Genomic DNA, 17,792 nt, shown 5'->3' on the forward strand with positions numbered 1-17,792 from the left:
CCCAAAATGCCCCAGGCATCCATTATTGTTCCCGCCTACAACACCGCCGCGACCCTCGCCGAGACTCTGGCCTCGCTTCTGTCGCAGACCCATGACGATTTCGAGATCATCATCGTGGATGACGGCTCGCAAGACGAAACCCGGGCCATTGCCCGCGCCCATGCGACCGACCCAAAAGTGCGGGTGATCCGGCAGGAAAACCGTGGCTTGGCCGGGGCGCGCAATACCGGCATCGCGGCCGCGCGGGGAGAGTTCGTTGGCTTCTGCGACGCCGACGACTTGTGGCTGCCCGAAAAGCTGGCCACCCATGTGCGCCACCTGCAGGCCGAACCCGACCTTGCGATCAGCTATTCCGGCAGTGCCATGATTGACGAGGGTGGTCGGCTGATGCGCGTCCGCCAGTCGCCGCGCCTGCGGGACGTAACGGCGGCACATGTCCTGAAACGCAACCCGATCGGCAATGGATCGGCAGCGGTGATGCGCAAATCCGCCTTGCTCGATCTGGCCTACCGTCCGGCGTTCGAGTCCAAGCGCGACTGGGTCTTCGACGAAACCTTCCGCCAATCCGAGGACATCGAATGCTGGCTGCGGCTGATGCTGACGACGGATTGGCAAATCGCAGGCGTACCAGGGTTGCTGACCCGCTACCGGATCCACGCGACCGGCCTGTCGGCGGCTTTGGACCGGCAGTTGCAGGCGTGGGAGCGGATGGTCGACAAGCTGCGTCCGCTGAACCCCGAATTCTTTGCCCGGCACGAGGCGGCGGCGCGCGCCTATCAGCTGCGCTATCTTGCGCGCCGCGCAGTCAGCAATCTGGATCCGCACAAGGCTTGGGAGCTTGCGCAGCGGTCGGTTTCAACCAGCGCCCGACCCCTGATCGAAGAACCCGCCAAAACGTTGACCACCATCATCGCAGCCGCAGCCCTGCGCGCGGTCGGGCCAGCGCCTGTTGTTCAAGCCGGTCGCCTCATGCGCCGCCAGACTTCCATCTGAACCGAGGTTTTCAAATGTCCAAGATCACCGTTCTTCACCTTGTTGATGACACCACGGCCGGCGGAGTCATGCGTATGCTCGACCATCTTGCGCAGCTGCCCGAACTGGCCGGCGAAGTCCACCAAGAGGTTCGCCCGGTCAAGCGGACCGCCTTCAGCTGGGGCAGTTTCGACGCCAATGTCATCGTGTGCCACATCGCCCCCGGCTGGCGCTGCCTGCCGGCCTTCTCGGCCTTGCGGGCGATGCATCCCACCACGCGGCTGGTGCATGTCGAGCACAGCTATACCCGGTCTTTCACCGCCTTGAACGTGCCGCACAAGCGGCGGTTCTTTGCGATGCTGCGCGTGACCTATTCGTTGTTCGATCAGGTCATCGCCGTCAGCAAGGCGCAGGCCGGTTGGATGGCTGAACGGCGGTTGACCCCCGCATCCAAGCTGAGTGTGATTTCGCCCCAGGTTGACCTAAGCGCTGTTGCCCGCGCAGCCGGGCCGGTCGAGGTGGCCCGGGTCATCGGTGCGATCGGACGGCTCGAGCCGCAGAAAGGCTTCGATCTTCTGATCGAAGGGTTTCGTATGTGCCCCAACCCCGATGCGCGGCTTGTGATCTTTGGTGAGGGCAGCCAGCGCGACCGCCTTGTGGCCTTGGCCGCAGGCGACCAGCGGATTGAGTTTCGTGGCCACGCCGACGACCCAGCCGAAGCCTATCGGACCGTGGACGTGGTGGCGATGCCCTCGCGGTGGGAGGCCTATGGGTTGGTGGCGGATGAGGCGCGCGCGGCGCGGCGTCCGGTCATCGTCAGCATGGTCGACGGTCTGCGCGACCGGATCGGGGCAAGCGGCGTGATCCCGTGCGGGTCCGATCCCAAGGCGTGGCGCAAATCGATCGAGGCGGTTCTGGCGGGTACGCCGCCGGTGGTTCCTGCCCTTGCGCCCAAGGCTGATAGATCCCGCTATGCACAGCGGTGGCAGCAGGTGTTCGACCCGGCCAAACGGTTCTGAGGGTGGCGTGGTGATGGCTACGGCAAGGGGCGCCACAAGAACCAGCGGCAATGTCCGGGCGGGCTTTGCGTGGGCGTGTTGGCCAGGTGACCAAAGGGCTCGAAGCCCAAAGCCTCATAGAACCGCGCGGCGGCCGTGTTGGATGTGTCCAGCCACGCAGAATGACACCCGCGCCGGCGCGCCTCGGCAAAGGCGTGGTCCAGCAACTGCCGGCCCAAACCGCGGCGTCGATGGGCCGGGTCGATCCATAAGGTCTTAATCAGCAGCCACCCATAGGAGGTTGCGCCATGCAGGCCGCCCACCCGGCCGGCGCCGTCCTGCGCAATCAGCGTGATGCTGTCATTGACCCCTTGCGGCGCGGTGGCCCGCAGTTCCGCAAGAAGGGCTTGCTCGACCCAGTCCTCCTGCCCGGGGGCGAAAACAATGGACGGGCCCGCCATCGGTCAGGCCCATGCCCGTTGAGTGGGGATCGGTGCGGCACCGCTCATGCCGGGGAAGTTTCCGCGTTCAAGATCTCGATCACCATCGCGGCTGTCCAGGTAAAGCTGCTGCCGCCGCAGGGTTCGGCGGTGACCGGGTCGTAATACTCGGCAAAGCCGCTTTGCTCGATCAGGCGCAGGCTGTCGTCGACGATCCGCTGCACGATCCGGGTCTGGCCCGCGCGTTTGAGCCCATCGGCGATCATGTAGTTCACGATCAGCCAGACCGGGCCTCGCCAGTACCTCAGACCGTCGAACTCCGGGGCCGCCGGGTCGTGGCTGGGCACCAGAAACGGGACTGCGGCACCGATGGCGTCCAACCGCTGGGCGATGGCCTGCGCGCGGTGCTCGGGGACGGAGCAGAACGCCGCCAACAAGCCGCCGATCGAAGGGCTGTCAATCAGCTCCCCGGTGACCCGGTCAAAGCACAGATATTGCCCACGGGTCTCACTCCACAGGGCGTCCATCGCCGCGATGCCCGCTTGCGCATAGGCGCGCGAAGCGCTTGCGATCTCGGCCTCGCCCAGGTCGTCGGCCAGCGCCGCCAAGTCCAGGCACGAGCGGATCAGGATCGCGTTGAAACCCGGATCGACAACCCGGAACGGCGAGGCGTCATGCAGCTTGGAATTATCCCAGCCAAGGTCGCGGAAATGTTGTACCAGCCAGATATAGCGGCGGTATTCTTCATCAGTCGGCCTGTGCGCCGGGTTGGCATGGGCTACGTCGCGACGCTGGAACGGGGCCACGCCCTCGGTCGGGACCCGGGCCAGCGCCGCGTCCCAATCGACCGAATTGTCGCGCCCCGATTCCCACGGGTGGATGATGGCGACCAGTCCGGTGCCCTGCGGGTCGCGGTTCGTGTAGAACCATTGGTGCCAGGCATGAATCTTGGGCAGCAGGGCGCGGGCCTGCGCATCGGCCAGCGCCCGGTTCTTCGCCCGCGCATGGATCCGCCGCACGGCGAACCCAGCCACCGCCGGTTGCGTGATGCCCGAGGTGGGAACCGCGTGGCCCGTGGCCCAGACGTCCGGCCCCGGGAAATAGCCGTCATTCATCTCGTGAAAGATGATGTGCGGCACCATGCCGTCATCCCACTGATGCCGGAACAAGGTCTCGATCTCGCGCCAGGCGCGGGCTTCGTCGAAATGCGAGAACCCAAGGGCGCTGAGCGCGCTGTCCCAGTTCCACTGGAACGGATAGAGGCCGTGGGTGGGCACCGTGTAGTCGCCCCGGTCATTACGGGTCAGAACGGTGCGGGCCTGTTCGATCAGATCCTGTTTCATTTCGCGCTCCTCAGGCTACGGCCAGGGTTGTTTCGGGGTCGAACCAGCGCACCCGGTCTGGCTGCGGGGCCAGGGTCAGGGTGTCGCCGCGGCGGACTTTCAGATCGCTGTCCAGAACCGCGCGGAACAAGGCGCCATCCACGCTGCAGGTGACCAGAAGGTGCGCGCCCAACGGTTCGACCACCTTGACCGTGGCGGCCAGGCCCGTGTCGGCCGGGCGCAGATCCTCGGGGCGGATGGCGAAATGCAGCGGCGTGGTCCGGGACGGCCCGTCGAGGATCTGGCCCGCGACTGTCCATTTACCGTCTCCGGTCGGAGTGGCGGGCAAGAAGTTCATCGGCGGATTGCCGATGAACCCGGCCACGAACTCGGCCGCCGGGTTGCGGTAGACTTCGATCGGCGAGGCCGCCTGAACGATCTTGCCCTGATGCATCACGCTGATCCGGTCGGCCATGCTCATGGCTTCGACCTGGTCGTGGGTGACATAGATGGCGGTGGTGTTGCTTTCGGCCAGAACGCCTTTGAGCTCGGCCCGCATCTCCATCCGCAGCAGCGCGTCCAGGTTCGACAGGGGCTCGTCCATCAGGATCACGTCGGGCTCCATCGCCAGGGCGCGGGCCACGGCGACGCGCTGGCGCTGACCGCCGGACAGCTCGCCGGAATAGCGCCCCAGCAGCTGGTCGATATGCATCAGACCCGCCGTGCGCTCGACCCGGCGCTTGACCTCGTCATTGGGCAGTTTCTGCATCCGCAGGCCGAACCCGATGTTTTCGAAAACGGTCAGATGCGGGAATACGGCATAGTTCTGGAATACCATGGCGATGCCCCGATCCTTGGGCGGCAGGTGATCCACCCGGCGCCCGCCGATCCTAACCTCGCCCTCGGTCGCGGTTTCCAGCCCGGCGATAATCCGTAGCAAAGTCGTCTTGCCGCAGCCCGAGGCCCCCAGCAGAACCATGAATTCCTGGTCTTTGATGGTCAGGTTGATGTCGTGCAGCGCCTGATAGCTGCCAAAGCGTTTCGCGACATTTATTATTTGAATTTCTGCCATTATTCCAACTCCTTGGGGCTGTCAGCGGTTGGCGATGCCCCACATGGCGAACAGGTATTTGCGCACGGCGAAGATGAAGATCAGTGCCGGCACGACCAATATGAAACCACCCGCGAATTTCAGATGCAGCGGGGAGGTGTCGAGGTTCTGCAGCAAAAAGGCCGTCAGGGTCCGGTTCTCGATCGTCAGGACGGCGGCGGCAAACACCTCGTTCCAAGAGATCACGAAGGCGAAGATGGCCGAGGCCGTGATCCCCGGCAGGATCAGCGGCAGCACCACCTTGGTGAAGGCGGTCAGCCGGGTGCAACCCAGCGTCCAAGCGGCCTCTTCCAGTTCCAGCGGGATGCCGGAAAACAGCGAAAAGGTGATCAGCACCGCAAATGGGAGCGCCAGCGTGGTGTGCACAAGGGACAGGCCGAATACCGTGTCATCCAGCCCGGTCTGGATGAACATCACCGCCAAGGGCAGTGCCAGCAGCGGCAGCGGAAAGGCGCGGGTCAGCAGGATCAGCAGGCGGAACGCCTCTTTCCCGCGAAAGTCGAACCGTGACAGGGCATAGCCCGCCGGCGCGCCGATCAGGATCGACATGATCATCGTCAGCCCTGCCACCAGGATCGAGTTCTTGAGTGCGGTCAGGATGCCCGCGAAGCCCGCAAAGAACCCCAGGCTCCCCAGGTCGAATTCGGGGATGAAGGGCTTGGGAAAGCTGTTCACCGTTTCCGGCGAAGACAGCGTGTTGATCAGCAGGAAATATAGCGGCACCAGCACCCAGGCGCACAGCAGCACCACCGCGGCGATGTAGACATAGCGTCCGGCCCGGCGCGTATCGGGCGCGGCGACATCGGTCGTGACGGTCGTCATATCGTGGCTCCTTTCGGGACACGCAGGGCGCGCAGGATGATCAGGGTGAACCCGATCGAGATGGCGAGGATGATCAGCGCCATCGCCGCCGCCGCGCCGCTGTCAAGCAGGTCGAACTGATAGGCGTAGGTTTCGCTCATGAGGACGGGGAACAGGGTTCCCCCCAGGGCCAGCACCACGGCGAACACCTCGAAGGCCAGGATCACGCGCAGCACCAGTGCCGTCTGCAACGACGGGCGCAGCAGCGGCAGGGTGATGCGGGTGAAGCGTTTCCAGGGTGAGGCGCCAAAGACCTCGGCCGCCTCGTAATATTCCTTGGGGATCAGACCGATCCCGGCCACCAGGATCACCAGCATGATCGCGGTGGCGCGCCAGATCTCGGCCAGGGCGATGGCCAGGAACACCACGCCGGGGTGCTGATAGCTGAGGAAATTCACCGGCCGGTCCACCACGCCCAGCCCAGCAAGCATGGAGTTCAAAAAACCCGACTGTTCGAAGATTGCCAGCCAGATGATGCCCGCTGCCAGATCCGAGATACCCAGCGGGATGGTCCACACATACAGCACCAGATCGCGCCCGCGCTGCATCTTGTTGACCATGGTGGCCATCAGCAACGCCACCGCCAGTTGCACTGGAACAACCGCCGCCGCCAGCAGCAGCGTGTTCTGCAACGAGATCGGGAATTTCCAGTACCCGACCACCTGCCGGAAATTGTCCAGCGTGAATCCGTCCCCGGTGCTGAAGGCCTGTTTGGCGACCAGAACGAAAGGATACAGGAAGAACAGACACAGAAACGCCGTCACGGGCAGAATCAGCACATAGGGCAACACACGAGCGTTCATCTGATCGCTCCTTTCCTTGCGGAAGTTCCGGTGGTTTCGGGCAGAGAGTTCGGGGGACACCGGGCCCGCGTCAAGCCCGGTGTCGGGATCAGGTCAGACCCTTATTCGACGGGGCATGGACCGTCCGAAGGCGCATCCGGAGCCCAGCAGGGCGCGCCGGTTTCCTGCATGATCGCCTCCAGCGCGCCTTTCTGATCGTCCAGCACGGTGCGGATGTCCTGACCGGCCAGCACGATCCGCTCGAACGCATCGGTATAGACACGGTTGAAGTCACCGCCCTTGTCGCCCAGTCCCGCGGGCAGCAGACCGGGGTTGGCATCGGCCGAGCCGCTCATCTTGGCGACCGCGTCGCCTGCGGCCTTGACGGCCGGCGGCAGGTCCGCGGGCAGGTCAACCGCGACGACCGGAAAAAAGTTCGTCGCACGCAGTGTGGCGATCTGGGTTTCCGGCTTCATCATGTAGGCGACCAGAGCTTTGGACGCTTCCATGTCCGGTGCGGTTTTGGGGATCGCAACACCAGCCAGAACCGGCATGAAGCCGCGCCCGGTCGGGCCCGCCGGGGCCGGGAAGGCCACGAAGTCATCAGGCCGCTCGTTGAAGGCCTGCGCCAGACGCGAGGTGTGGTCGAACACGATCCAGGCATCGCCCGAAAGCAGCTGTTCCTGCATGAACGAGAAATTGGTCGAGGCCGGGTTGGTATGTGCCCACAGCTCGCGGAATTTTTCCCACGCGGTTACGGCTTCATCGCTGGCAAAGGTCCGCACCACGCCGTTCGTATAGGACGGGTACAGATAACCCTGGAAGAAGCGGTGCTTCAGGCCCTTGGGTCCGGCCGGAAAGCCGAATTTCGGCTCGCCCGCAGCCTCATGCGCGTTGGCGGCCCATTCGATCAACTGGTCATAGGTCAGCGCATTGATGTCGGCACCTTCGGGCAGGTACTGCAGCGCCTCCTTGTTGGCCGCCATGATATAGCTGGCCTGCATCCAGGGGATGTATTGCAGGCTGTTAGTACCCAGCTTGGCCAGTTCGTTGAACGTGTCCGAGGCCGAAGCGATACCCAGATCATCCAGGTCGACCAGATCATCGGGGTTCATCGCCGAGAAATCACCATGCAGCGCGCCCAGCACGCCGATGGTACCCGAGCCGGCCTGCAATTCGGCCTGCAGACGCGTCAGCCAGGGGCCGCCGTCATTGGGCTGGTAGTCCACGCCACCCTCGAAGCCTGAAAGAACCTGTTCGCGCATGGCCTGCGCCTCTTCGACCGGCTTGGCCTGCGTCGACCAGAACAGAACCTCGGCTTGCGCCACGTTTGTGGCCAGGGCCAGAACAAGGCCGGATGCGGCACCGACCAGCTTGGATTGAATTGACATGGACTCCTCCCAGAGTTTCGATTGGGCCTTTCGCCCGTTCTGCCTGGTGGGGTCGGTTTGCTGTGCGTGTCGAGCAGCGACTCACCCCAAGCGATGCGGTCAGCATGGTATAACGATATATCTTACGTCAACGAATTTTTGCCAATCGGTTGGCCCGATGTTTTGAAGTTCGCAGGAATTGCACGTTGCAATACCCATGTGGGTTGGGCATTTTGATGATGCAACGATATACCAGAAGTCCGAGAAATGCCCGCCAAACCCACCCTCGCCAGTGTCGCCAAAGCCGCCGGAGTTTCGATTCCGACGGTCAGTCAGGTGATGCGCGGAACCGGGCGGATTTCCGAGCAGACCCGGAAAAAGGTGCTGCAGGCGGCAGAGGCCTTGCACTATGTCACGGACTCGCGCGCGGCGTCGATGCGGTCGGGCGAGAACCGGGAAATCGGGTTTGTTCTGAACCAGTTCGCAAACCCGTTCAACGCCGAAGTCGTCAGCGGTGCGGTCGAGCTGCTGGAGGCCGAGGGGTATCTGGTCTCGATTCTTGATACACGCGACGATGCGGACCGTCAGAGCAGGCAATTGCGGGATTTCATCCGCAACGGGCGCGGCGGCCTGCTGTGGGTACCTGCGCTGGAAACCAGCGCGCAGACGCTAGACCTGCTGCGCACCCATCGGGTTCCCACCGTGACCTTTCTGCGTCACATCAGCCCCGATTTCGACCATGTCGGCATCCGCAATGCCGAGGCGACCGAAACGGCCACGCATAATCTGGCCGACCTGGGCCACAGGCACATCGCGTTTTTCGGCGGCACCGGCATGAACCCGGTCCGCAAGGACCGGATCGCCGGGTATCGACGCGCCGTTCAGGCCAGATCGCTGGCCGCGCCTGTCATCTGGCCCTCGCCCGATACCAAGCGCGCGGGGATGGAGCAGATGCTGAAGCTGCGCGACGCCCATCCCGAGGTGACCGCCATCGTCTGCAACGGCGACATGGTCGCCCTGGGTGCCTGTTACGGGTTGATGCGCGCCGGCCTGGAGCCCGGGCGCGACGTGTCGATCATCGGATTTGACGATACCGAGGACGCCTCGGTCGCGATCCCGGCCCTCAGCACCATGGCGGTTTCGCCCAAAAAGCTGGGCCGCAGACTGGCACGAACCTTGCTGGACCGGATCAATGATCCGGACATGCCTGCCACCGTTTCCGAGGTCTCGGCCCGCTTCATCGCCCGCGAAACCACCGGGCCGGTCGCCTAGAAGCGTCAGACCGATCCGAACGCGAACACTTCCCGGCTTTGAACTGCGGCAATGATCGAGACATCCGCAGCCTTCAGGTCGCCTTACACCAGATCCCGAGGGGTTTTGCCGGCAAAGAAAGCGTCCAGATTGTCGAGAGCACGAAACCCCATCGCATCGCGCGTCGTGGTCGTGGCGCTTCCGATATGCGGGAGCATGAAGATGTTTTCGTACGTCGCAAAACCCGGGTTTCCGCCCGGTTCGGTTGCAAAGCAATCAAGTCCGGCCGCCGCCAGCTTGCCGCTTTTGATCGCGTTCAGCAGGGCATCCTCATCCACCAGCGCGCCGCGCGCCGAATTCACAAGCACGGCGCCATCCGGCAAAGCGGCAATCCGCTCGGCGTTCATCAGGTTCGTGGTGTCCGGCGTCGCGGGGCAATGCAAGGACAGGAAATCCGCAACAGGTAGCAAGCTGTCGAGACTGGCATGATAGATTGCGCCCTGCTCCAGGTCCGGTGACAAGCGCGTGCGGTTGAAATAGTGGATTTGCATGTCGAATCCGCGGGCCTTGGCTGCAAAAGCCCGCCCAACGCGCCCCATACCGATGATCCCCAGGCGGGCCCCGGTCACCTGTTTGCCCACCATGAACGACGGGCTCCAGTTGTTCCATCCGCCGCTGCGCACCAACCGGTCCCCCTCGACCGCACGGCGGGCAGCCCCAAGCATCAACAGCATCGCCAGCTCGGCCGTGGCGTCCGAGAGAACGTCCGGGGTATTGGTCACCACGACTCCACGGGCGGCAAGCGCCGCCAGATCGCAATGATCGACACCCACCGAGTGGTTGGCGATGATCTTCAGCCGCGGATCCAACTGGGCTACGACCTCGGCAGTGAAATGCTCGGAATGGCAGGGCATCATCGCATCGACCTGCGCACTCATCCTGATGATATCGTCGGCTGTGCCGGGTGTGTCCGCTTCGTTCAGCACCACCTCATAGTCGCGTCGCGCCCGAGCGATCGTTGCATCAGACACACGGCGCGGAAGCCACAGGACGGGTTTGTCGCTCATGGCGTCAGTCCTTCTTGATGGCATCTTCCCAGAAGTTGTACAGCGCCAGCGCGATCACGAAGATCGCGATCACCAGAAACGGAAACCCGCCCCAAAACCCGGCAAACCCGGTCGAGATGCTGTGGGCAAGGCCCAGAACAAAGGCCATCATCAACCCGGTTCCGATCACGGCCATGATTATGTTCGTCAAGCGCGACATGATTTCATACTCCTGTTTCTGGCCCGGCGGCGAGTTGGCGCTGCAACCAAGCGGCTGTGCGCAGAAGCCTGTCATCCTCTTCGGCGGCCCCAACCAACTGGACCCCGACCGGGAGGTCATTTTCACCAACCAGCAAGGGAAGGCTCAGACAGGGCAGGCCGGCCAGCGTCCACGTCAGGCAAAACACGGAATCGCCGGTATGGCCGGCGCTGAGCAGGGGCGCCTGCCCCGTTGCCGCCGGTGCGATGACCGCATCGTAATCGTTGAAGAAGTTTGCGAAAAACTCCTGAGCCGAGGCCATGATGCCCAAGGCATCTTCGTATTGCGCCGCACTGATCTTCTGGCCCCGGATGATGGCCTCGTGCATCTCGGCGCTGATCCTGTCGGGATCGCTTGCGGCAATCTCGGCCATGTTCTGGCTGATCTCATGGTCGTAGATCACTTTATGAACGTTTACCAGATCAGCCAGCTGTGCCGAGGCCGAAATGCGTTCGACGCGCCCGTCGAGGGCGTCGACGACGGCGTTCAGGCCTTCGGCCGCATCTTCGTCAAGACGGTCGTTGAAGGGAAAGTCCAGCCACACAAAATCGGGCTCGACCGGGGCTTCGGCCCTCGCGCCGGCCAGCATCTCACCGCGCGGTCGGGCAAAGCTGGCGGGGTCGGTCTGGTCATAGCCGGACACCGCGTCGATCAACAGCGCCGCATCTTCGAGCGAGTTGGCAAAGCCGCCGATCTGATCGAGCGAGACCGAGGTGCGGAACACACCGCTACGCGAGATCGTGCCACGGGTGGGCTTGATGCCGAAGACCCCGCAGAACGAGGCGGGACGAATCACCGATCCACCTGTCTGCGTTCCAATCGCCAGCGGCACATGCCGCGCAGCCACGGCGGCGGCCGAACCGCTGGATGAACCGCCCGGTGAACGGGTGGGATCAAACGGGTTGGTCGTGTCGGTCGGGTGCATGAAGGCAAATTCAGTGGTTTTTGTTTTGCCCAAGATCACCGCACCGGAGTCACGCAGACGTTCGACCAACCGTGCGTCGGCATCAGGTTGGCGACCGGCGAACACCGCGCTGCCCCGTTGGGTCGGCATGTCGCGGGTGTCCACGATATCCTTCAGGCCAACCGGAACGCCATGCAGTTTTCCAGTCGGTCGCCCGGCTTTGCGAATGCGGTCCAATTCCCGCGCCTGATCCAGCGCCGATCCCGCATCCAGATAAGCCCAGGCGCGGATCGCCGGCTCAGTCTGTTCGATCCTTTCAAGGCAGGCCTCGACCAATGCCTGTGACGTGATCCGGCCTGCTCGGATGGCATCGGCGGCGTGAACCGCCGAAAGCAGGGTCAGGTCGTGTTTCGTCATGGCACCCACACACCGAACAGATAGTCCGGGAACCACAACGCAATGCCCGGAAACTGGTACATCAGCACCATGCACAGGATCACGATCGCCAGATAGGGCATCAGCCCGCGGAAGATCTCCATCAGTTCGATCTGCGACTTCAGAACCCCCTTCAGGTAATAGGCTGACATCGCCATTGGCGGGGTCAAGAAAGAGGTTTGAAGGTTCAGGGCAACGAGCATCGCAAAGAAATACGGGTTCACCCCAAAGGTCTCGAGCATCGGCAGGAAAATCGGCACGAAGATGATCAGAATCTCGGACCACTCCAGCGGCCAGCCGAGCAGAAAGATGATCAACTGCGCCAGAACCAGGAACTGCCAAGGCTGCAGGTTCATGCCAACGACCCAGTGTTCGATGACGTCATGCCCCCCCAGATAGGAAAACACGGACGCGAAAGTCCACGATCCGACGAACAGCCAACAGACCATCGCCGTCGCCTTGGCGGTCAGAAAGACGCTTTGCTTGACTTTATCCCAGGTCAGGGACCGATAGATCATGGCCAAAACCAACCCGCCGAGCGCACCCATCGCAGCCGCCTCGGCCGGAGTTGCAAGCCCGCCCAGGATCGAGCCGAGGACCAGCAAGATCAGCACGGTCAGCGGCACGAAGGAAACCAAGAGATCCATATAGATCTGACGTTTGGGCGGGATGTCCCCCTCGGCCGGCTTTGGGGCCAGCGACGGGTTCAGCCATACCCGCACCATCACGTATACGATGTACAATCCTGCCAGCATCAGGCCAGGAAATACGGCGGCGGCATAGAGGCGCAGTGGTGACAACTCTGCGATTGCCGCATAGACGATCAACATGATCGATGGCGGGATCAGAATTCCGAGCGTTCCGCCGGCACAAATGACGCCGGCCGCAAAGCTGCGCTGGTATCCGGCATTGGCCATCGCCGGATAGGCCAAAAGACCCATCAGCGTGACCACTGCCCCCACGATCCCCGACGCGGTCGAAAACACCGCGCAAGTCATCAGGGCAGCGATTGCCAGCGACCCCGGCAGGTTTCGAGCCGCCATATACAGCGAGAAGAACAATCGGTCGACGATATTGGCCCGTTCAACCACGTATCCCATGAACAGAAACAAAGGGATGGCGACCAGCGTGTCATTTTCCATCACCGAATAGGTGTTCTGGTTCAGCAAGTAGAATATGTTGTTGTTGAAGATGTCCGAAATGGTTTCGGGGGCGGATTGGTAGTATGCATAGTACCCAAAACCCACGCCCATCGCCAAAAGCGTGAACGCGATCGGAAAGCCCAGCAGTACCAGTACGATGAACAGGCTGAGCATGAGGATGGCGACTTGAGGATCAGTCATCGCTGCGCCCTCCTTTCTCGGTACGGGTCGCATTCAGACGGTCGATGGTTTCGTCCATCAGCATGTCTTCGGTTTCACGGACATCATCCAGACGCGGCAGCCATTCGCCATCGCGCATGGCCAACCAACACCGGCCCATCTCGGCGAGGCCCTGGACCATCAGCAAAAAGCCCGCAAGCGGGATCAGGGTTTTGAAGAAATAGATCTGAATCCGCGCGGGGCTGTTCCAGCTCACTTCCTTGTAGCGCCAGCTGTCGGCTGCGATTTCCCAGCCGTACCAGAACAGGGCAAACATACCCGGGAAAAAGAACAGGATGTACAGAACGAAATCGACCCGCGCCTGCCAGCGGACGGAAAACAGTCTGTAAAGGACGTCGCCCCGGACATGCGCGTCCTGGGCCAACGCATAGGCGCCTGCCATCAGAAACAGCGCGCCATACATCTGTACCATCATGTCGAACGCCCATACGGTCGGGCTGTTGAGCACATAGCGCACGAAGACTTCGTAAGATACAGAAAGCGTCAATATCAGAATGCACCACCCGAAGGCCTTGCCGACCCATTGGCTCAGCCCTTCGATGGCGTGGATTGTCTTGATCAAGGTCCGTCCCTCGCCTGTTCTACCCCGTATTAGGATGCCGCGCGCGGGGCGCGACCTCCTTTGGTGCTACTGACGTCGTTGGTCAGCTGAAGTAGTGCTTGTAGGCCAGCTTGTAGTCGGGCTGGTTCAGGTTCAGATAGTTCATGACCGTCTTGGCATAGGCCTTCTGGCTTTCGATGACCTTGGCAAAGAACGGGTCCTCGCCTGAAATCCGCTCGACCACCACGTCCCACGCATCCAGCTGCGCCTGCATGACGCTGTCGGGCGTACGATAGACGTTCACGCCCTGCTCTTCGGCCAGCTTTACCAGATCTTCCGAGTAGCGCTTGGTGTTGTGCCAATAGAAGTTCGAGTTCTCGGCCTCGGAGGCGTATTTCAGAATTGCCTGAAGCTCGGGCGACAGGGCGTTGTACTTGTCCTTGTTGAACGTGACCTCGAAGAATTCCTGGCTCTGGTGGAACGAGGCCAGATGGTAATGTTTCGATACGTCCTGCATGCCGAAGTCGCGGTCTGATGTCGGGTTGTTGAACTCGGCCGCGTCGATCAGGCCCGACTTCATCGCAGGCTGAATCTCGCCACCCGGCAGCTGCACCACAGACATGCCCATTTCCAACAGAACATCCGCCGCCAATCCGACGGTCCGGTATTTCAGACCGTTCATCTGGTCGGCGCTGGTGATCTGCTCTTTGAACCACCCCAGCGGCTGCGCCGGCATGGGCGAGTTGAAGAACGACACGACGTTCAGACCCAAGTTGGCCATCAATTCGTCGAACAGTTCCTGACCGCCGCCGTAATAGACCCAACCCAGAACTTCTTGGCTGGACCAGCCAAAACAGGGGCCAGTCCCAAACAGAGAGGCCGTTTTGGATTTCGAATACCAATAGGCCGGCACGTAATGGGCCGCATCCAGAACACCGCGGTGAACCGCGTCCTGCATCTGGCTGGTCTTCACGACCGAGTTCACGGGCAGCAGTTCGATGGTCAGGCGGCCTCCCGTCATCTCGTTGACACGGTTCACATAGGATTGAGCATTTTCAAGAAAGATGCCGCCGCCCCAGGCCGCCTGCATCTTGAGTGTGGTTCCCTCCTGCGCGTGCACGGCGGGTGCCGCAAGCGCACCTGCGCCCAAAACGGCCGACCCGCGCAGAAAATTTCTGCGGTTCAAAGATTTTGTCATGTTTCCTCCCTTGGTTGGGCACTGACCGTTTGCGCGGTGCTGGCTCCGATCCGCCCTCCTGCGGATGCCTCAACGATAAGCCAGAATCCCATTTTTTCAAAAGATTTTGGAAATACCTGAAAAAAAGGCAGAAAAAATCGCATAACATTATGTTTTTGAACACTATTATATTTTTCATTTTTTTAATGTGCTCTGGCCGCTAAGTTAAAGGGACACGAATTTGACGAATTGATGCTTGGATTTCCATGACCGAACAAACGCCCGCCGCGCGCCGAGGACGTCCGCGCAGGAAATCTCCGATGGAAACGAACGATGTCTCACCGGTGATGGCGCTGGACCGCGGACTGCGTATCTTTTCGTGTTTGGCGGACATGCGCCGGGCGTCGCTTTCGGCGATTTCGACCGAGACCGGAATTCCGGCGCCAACTGTGCACAGGGCTTTGGCAACACTCCAAAATCGGGGTTTGGTGTCCCAGGACGGGACAGACGGAATGTGGCGCATCGGGCCACAGGCATACCGGATCGGCAACGCGTTTGAGCCCGGCTCGAACCTTCTTGAAATCGCACCGCCCGTCATGCGCACCCTCGCGGCGGAGACAGGCGAAACCGCCAATCTGGCCATCGAGAACGGAGGAGCGTTGCTGTACCTGGTTCAAGTCGAATCGGACAACCCGATCCGCGCCTCGATAAAGAACGGTACCACCACCAAGTTTCACACATCAGGTGTTGGCAAAATAATAATGGCACACATGGACCCCGGTCGTCTTGAGACCCTACTGCGCAAGTCGAAACTCGAGGCCCAGACACCGAAATCAATCACCGATGTCGCGCAATTGAAGCACGAACTGCAAAGATGCAGGGCACAAGGCTGGGCGATTGACGATGAAGAGCGCTTTCTGGGTATGCGTTGTATTGCGGCACCCATTTTCGATGTTTTGGGGCGCGTGATTGCCGGCCTGTCCATTTCCGGGCCCACAACCCGTTTTTCGGACGCCCAGCTTGAGGCGATGGCTGCTCGCGTCACGCGCGCCGCGGCCCAGATCTCCAACGGTTTGCAACAATCCCCCGAGGCATAGCGCCAGTCAGGTTTCACCGCCTGGTAATGTTTCGGTCCATTTCCGCAGCTCGTCTAGAAAACCGAGTGCAGTGCGCCCCAAATCCGTAACGGAATATTGCACCGAAACCGGCGAGGTTTCGAGCACTTGGCGGTGAACCAGCCCTTGTTGCTCCAATTGCCGCAGGCGTTCGGCGATCATCTTTTTGCTGGCCCCACCGATCATCCGCGAAAGGTCATTGAAACGCACCGGCTCGTCTTTGAGGTGCCATAGGATTGACCCGGTCCACTTGCCGCCGATGATCCGCATGCCGCGTTCGATGGGGCATGGTTCGCGGCACGCATCCACCGCTTGCCGCTTTCCTTGGTCGTCTTGTTCGATACGGGCACGCATCGCCTTCTCCAATCCAGTAGGTTACAAAAAGTAAACTGGTTGCAATTCCTTACTACTGTTCTCAAGTTCGGTTTCACCCCGGCCAAAGTCAAGGGGCAAGCAGTTTCAAAACCAAGGATATGAACATGAGCAAGATCCTGATCGTGAACGGTACGCAGCCTTACGAGTTCGCACCTGGCCGCCTGAATGCGTCGCTGGTGCAACGGGCGCAGGACGCACTGGCCGGTATGGGCCACGAGGTGCGTATGACCACGGTTGCCGAAGGGTACGACATCAACACCGAGATCGACGCGCATGTCTGGGCGGATGTGGTCATCATGCAGTTTCCGGTGAACTGGATGGGTGTACCGTGGGTGTTCAAGAAATACATCGACGAGGTCTACACCGCGGGCATGGACGGCCGGTTGCTGGCCGGCGACGGCCGGACCGCCGAGGCGCCCAAAGCCAACTACGGCACCGGTGGCCTGCTGCACGGAACGAAATACATGCTGTCGGTCACCTTCAACGCCCCGCGTGAGGCGTTCGACAAACCGGCCGAGCCGTTCTTTGCCGGGGCCAGCGTCGACGACCTGCTGTGGCCCATGCACCTGAACGCCAAGTTTCTGGCGATGCAGCCTTTGCCCACCTTCGCGGCCTTCGACGTGATGAAGAACCCCCGGATCGAACAGGATTTCCAGAGGTTCGACGCGCATCTGAAAGAGCATTTCGAGGAGATTGCGCATGTCGCGGCCTGACATTCACCTGTACACCGCGGCCACGATGAATGGCTACAAACCGGTGATCTTCTTGGAAGAGGCAGGCGTGCCCTACGACCTAACCCCCATCGACTTTTCCAAACAGGAACAAAAGACGCCGGCGTTCTTGTCGCTGAACCCCAACGGCAAGATTCCGGTGATCGAGGACCGAGAAGAAGGACGGGCGATTTTCGAAAGCGGCGCAATCCTGTGGCACCTCGCGCAGAAATACGGTCGATTCCTGCCCTCTGACCCCGTGCAGCAGTCCGAGGTGATGCAATGGATGCTGTTCCAGGTCGGACATGTGGGTCCGATGATGGGCCAGGCGATGTATTTCCAGCATATTGCCGCCCCCAACGGCCATACCGAACCGTTCTCGATCCGCCGCTACGTGGACGAAAGCCGCCGCCTGATGGAGGTGATGAATGATCGCCTGAATGGGCGCGACTGGATCGCGGCGGGGCAATATACGATCGCGGACATGATGCTGTACCCCTGGGCGCGGGCCTATGTCTGGGCAAGGGTTCAGGTCGATGACCTTCCGCATCTGAACGCATGGTTCGACCGCATCGACGCCCGGCCCGCAGTTCAGAAGGCGCTGACCATTCCCAAGGCCAATCCTCAGTTCTGGGATGCCTCGGCTGATGCCAGTGCCTTTGCGCGGGAAAACGCCGCGCGGTTTGCTGGCGACGTGAAAAAAGACTGAGGCCGCGGCCCGGACGCCCCAGCCTGGGCCCG

At 61.6% G+C, this 17,792-nt stretch carries 19 protein-coding genes; 6 read left to right on the forward strand and 13 right to left on the reverse strand.

Translation table 11 applies throughout. The annotated features are described in order from the left end of the window. Nucleotides 1-6: 6 nt before the first annotated feature. Together AC2FMM_RS15125 and AC2FMM_RS15130 are read left to right on the forward strand one after the other, a co-directional pair. A complete protein-coding gene (locus AC2FMM_RS15125; protein WP_480727647.1) occupies nt 7-993 on the forward strand; it encodes a glycosyltransferase family 2 protein in 987 nt (328 codons plus the stop codon). Nucleotides 994-1,007: 14 nt separating this feature from the next. Beyond that, nucleotides 1,008-1,991, forward strand: coding sequence for a glycosyltransferase family 4 protein (locus AC2FMM_RS15130; RefSeq protein WP_496797002.1), 984 nt, complete (start codon nt 1,008-1,010; stop codon nt 1,989-1,991). A 17-nt stretch (nt 1,992-2,008) separates the two neighbouring features. On the opposite strand, the gene AC2FMM_RS15135 is transcribed toward AC2FMM_RS15130, so the two are convergent. From AC2FMM_RS15135 to AC2FMM_RS15160, 6 genes are all read right to left on the reverse strand, one after another. Continuing rightward, entirely contained in the window at nt 2,009-2,431 is a 423-nt protein-coding gene (locus AC2FMM_RS15135; RefSeq protein ID WP_496797003.1) for a GNAT family N-acetyltransferase, read from the reverse strand. Nucleotides 2,432-2,475: 44 nt separating this feature from the next. After that, nucleotides 2,476-3,753, reverse strand: a complete 1,278-nt coding sequence (locus tag AC2FMM_RS15140) for an amylo-alpha-1,6-glucosidase (RefSeq protein ID WP_496797004.1) — start codon at nt 3,751-3,753, stop codon at nt 2,476-2,478. Nucleotides 3,754-3,763: 10 nt separating this feature from the next. After that, entirely contained in the window at nt 3,764-4,804 is a 1,041-nt protein-coding gene (locus tag AC2FMM_RS15145; protein ID WP_496797005.1) for an ABC transporter ATP-binding protein, read from the reverse strand. A 21-nt stretch (nt 4,805-4,825) separates the two neighbouring features. Then, nucleotides 4,826-5,665: a carbohydrate ABC transporter permease gene (locus AC2FMM_RS15150; protein ID WP_093963322.1), complete on the reverse strand. Its 840-nt coding sequence runs from the start codon at nt 5,663-5,665 to the stop codon at nt 4,826-4,828. Then, nucleotides 5,662-6,507 carry a carbohydrate ABC transporter permease gene (locus AC2FMM_RS15155; RefSeq protein WP_496797006.1) on the reverse strand — a complete coding sequence of 282 codons (846 nt, stop codon included), beginning with the start codon at nt 6,505-6,507 and terminating at the stop codon, nt 5,662-5,664. Before AC2FMM_RS15155 ends, AC2FMM_RS15150 begins: the two co-directional genes overlap by 4 nt. Before the next feature lie 101 nt (nt 6,508-6,608). Beyond that, nucleotides 6,609-7,877 (reverse strand): ABC transporter substrate-binding protein, encoded by a 1,269-nt coding sequence (locus tag AC2FMM_RS15160; protein ID WP_496797007.1) that lies wholly within the window; start codon nt 7,875-7,877, stop codon nt 6,609-6,611. A gap of 246 nt (nt 7,878-8,123) precedes the next feature. Between AC2FMM_RS15160 and AC2FMM_RS15165 the strand changes: the two genes are divergently transcribed. After that, complete coding sequence (locus AC2FMM_RS15165; RefSeq protein ID WP_496797008.1) at nt 8,124-9,128, forward strand: LacI family DNA-binding transcriptional regulator; 1,005 nt, start codon at nt 8,124-8,126, stop codon at nt 9,126-9,128. Nucleotides 9,129-9,211: 83 nt separating this feature from the next. Here AC2FMM_RS15165 and AC2FMM_RS15170 read toward each other — a convergent pair whose 3' ends face one another. The 6 genes from AC2FMM_RS15170 to AC2FMM_RS15195 all read right to left on the reverse strand — a co-directional run bounded on the left by AC2FMM_RS15170 (nt 9,212) and on the right by AC2FMM_RS15195 (nt 14,872). After that, nucleotides 9,212-10,174, reverse strand: a complete 963-nt coding sequence (locus tag AC2FMM_RS15170) for a 2-hydroxyacid dehydrogenase (RefSeq protein WP_496797009.1) — start codon at nt 10,172-10,174, stop codon at nt 9,212-9,214. 4 nt (nt 10,175-10,178) lie between these two features. Beyond that, nucleotides 10,179-10,373 (reverse strand): hypothetical protein, encoded by a 195-nt coding sequence (locus AC2FMM_RS15175; protein ID WP_496685534.1) that lies wholly within the window; start codon nt 10,371-10,373, stop codon nt 10,179-10,181. A gap of 4 nt (nt 10,374-10,377) precedes the next feature. Beyond that, entirely contained in the window at nt 10,378-11,733 is a 1,356-nt protein-coding gene (locus AC2FMM_RS15180) for an amidase (protein WP_496742539.1), read from the reverse strand. Beyond that, entirely contained in the window at nt 11,730-13,094 is a 1,365-nt protein-coding gene (locus AC2FMM_RS15185) for a TRAP transporter large permease (protein WP_496684519.1), read from the reverse strand. Before AC2FMM_RS15185 ends, AC2FMM_RS15180 begins: the two co-directional genes overlap by 4 nt. Continuing rightward, complete coding sequence (locus AC2FMM_RS15190; protein WP_496685530.1) at nt 13,087-13,695, reverse strand: TRAP transporter small permease subunit; 609 nt, start codon at nt 13,693-13,695, stop codon at nt 13,087-13,089. Before AC2FMM_RS15190 ends, AC2FMM_RS15185 begins: the two co-directional genes overlap by 8 nt. 82 nt (nt 13,696-13,777) lie before the next feature. Next, complete coding sequence (locus tag AC2FMM_RS15195) at nt 13,778-14,872, reverse strand: TRAP transporter substrate-binding protein (RefSeq protein ID WP_496797010.1); 1,095 nt, start codon at nt 14,870-14,872, stop codon at nt 13,778-13,780. A 245-nt stretch (nt 14,873-15,117) separates the two neighbouring features. Between AC2FMM_RS15195 and AC2FMM_RS15200 the strand changes: the two genes are divergently transcribed. Beyond that, nucleotides 15,118-15,948, forward strand: coding sequence for an IclR family transcriptional regulator (locus tag AC2FMM_RS15200; RefSeq protein ID WP_496685526.1), 831 nt, complete (start codon nt 15,118-15,120; stop codon nt 15,946-15,948). 6 nt (nt 15,949-15,954) lie between these two features. On the opposite strand, the gene AC2FMM_RS15205 is transcribed toward AC2FMM_RS15200, so the two are convergent. Next, a complete protein-coding gene (locus AC2FMM_RS15205) occupies nt 15,955-16,320 on the reverse strand; it encodes a winged helix-turn-helix transcriptional regulator (protein ID WP_496685524.1) in 366 nt (121 codons plus the stop codon). 125 nt (nt 16,321-16,445) lie between these two features. Between AC2FMM_RS15205 and AC2FMM_RS15210 the strand changes: the two genes are divergently transcribed. Continuing rightward, nucleotides 16,446-17,054 (forward strand): NAD(P)H-dependent oxidoreductase, encoded by a 609-nt coding sequence (locus AC2FMM_RS15210; RefSeq protein WP_496742542.1) that lies wholly within the window; start codon nt 16,446-16,448, stop codon nt 17,052-17,054. Continuing rightward, nucleotides 17,041-17,760, forward strand: coding sequence for a glutathione S-transferase family protein (locus AC2FMM_RS15215; protein ID WP_496711975.1), 720 nt, complete (start codon nt 17,041-17,043; stop codon nt 17,758-17,760). The genes AC2FMM_RS15210 and AC2FMM_RS15215 overlap by 14 nt, the downstream gene beginning before the upstream one ends. Nucleotides 17,761-17,792 lie beyond the last annotated feature (32 nt).

It is taken from the genome of Ruegeria sp. BHSC043, from assembly GCF_059612985.1.

Excerpts from the sequence above, each read along its gene's own strand:
- AC2FMM_RS15125 (WP_480727647.1), top strand. The coding sequence starts at position 7 with ATGCCCCAGGCATCCATTATTGTTCCCGCCTACAACACCGCCGCGACC.
- AC2FMM_RS15130 (WP_496797002.1), top strand. The coding sequence starts at position 1,008 with ATGTCCAAGATCACCGTTCTTCACCTTGTTGATGACACCACGGCCGGC.
- AC2FMM_RS15135 (WP_496797003.1), bottom strand. The coding sequence starts at position 2,431 with ATGGCGGGCCCGTCCATTGTTTTCGCCCCCGGGCAGGAGGACTGGGTC.
- AC2FMM_RS15140 (WP_496797004.1), bottom strand. The coding sequence starts at position 3,753 with ATGAAACAGGATCTGATCGAACAGGCCCGCACCGTTCTGACCCGTAAT.
- AC2FMM_RS15145 (WP_496797005.1), bottom strand. The coding sequence starts at position 4,804 with ATGGCAGAAATTCAAATAATAAATGTCGCGAAACGCTTTGGCAGCTAT.
- AC2FMM_RS15150 (WP_093963322.1), bottom strand. The coding sequence starts at position 5,665 with ATGACGACCGTCACGACCGATGTCGCCGCGCCCGATACGCGCCGGGCC.
- AC2FMM_RS15155 (WP_496797006.1), bottom strand. The coding sequence starts at position 6,507 with ATGAACGCTCGTGTGTTGCCCTATGTGCTGATTCTGCCCGTGACGGCG.
- AC2FMM_RS15160 (WP_496797007.1), bottom strand. The coding sequence starts at position 7,877 with ATGTCAATTCAATCCAAGCTGGTCGGTGCCGCATCCGGCCTTGTTCTG.
- AC2FMM_RS15165 (WP_496797008.1), top strand. The coding sequence starts at position 8,124 with ATGCCCGCCAAACCCACCCTCGCCAGTGTCGCCAAAGCCGCCGGAGTT.
- AC2FMM_RS15170 (WP_496797009.1), bottom strand. The coding sequence starts at position 10,174 with ATGAGCGACAAACCCGTCCTGTGGCTTCCGCGCCGTGTGTCTGATGCA.
- AC2FMM_RS15175 (WP_496685534.1), bottom strand. The coding sequence starts at position 10,373 with ATGTCGCGCTTGACGAACATAATCATGGCCGTGATCGGAACCGGGTTG.
- AC2FMM_RS15180 (WP_496742539.1), bottom strand. The coding sequence starts at position 11,733 with ATGACGAAACACGACCTGACCCTGCTTTCGGCGGTTCACGCCGCCGAT.
- AC2FMM_RS15185 (WP_496684519.1), bottom strand. The coding sequence starts at position 13,094 with ATGACTGATCCTCAAGTCGCCATCCTCATGCTCAGCCTGTTCATCGTA.
- AC2FMM_RS15195 (WP_496797010.1), bottom strand. The coding sequence starts at position 14,872 with ATGACAAAATCTTTGAACCGCAGAAATTTTCTGCGCGGGTCGGCCGTT.
- AC2FMM_RS15200 (WP_496685526.1), top strand. The coding sequence starts at position 15,118 with ATGACCGAACAAACGCCCGCCGCGCGCCGAGGACGTCCGCGCAGGAAA.
- AC2FMM_RS15205 (WP_496685524.1), bottom strand. The coding sequence starts at position 16,320 with ATGCGTGCCCGTATCGAACAAGACGACCAAGGAAAGCGGCAAGCGGTG.
- AC2FMM_RS15210 (WP_496742542.1), top strand. The coding sequence starts at position 16,446 with ATGAGCAAGATCCTGATCGTGAACGGTACGCAGCCTTACGAGTTCGCA.
- AC2FMM_RS15215 (WP_496711975.1), top strand. The coding sequence starts at position 17,041 with ATGTCGCGGCCTGACATTCACCTGTACACCGCGGCCACGATGAATGGC.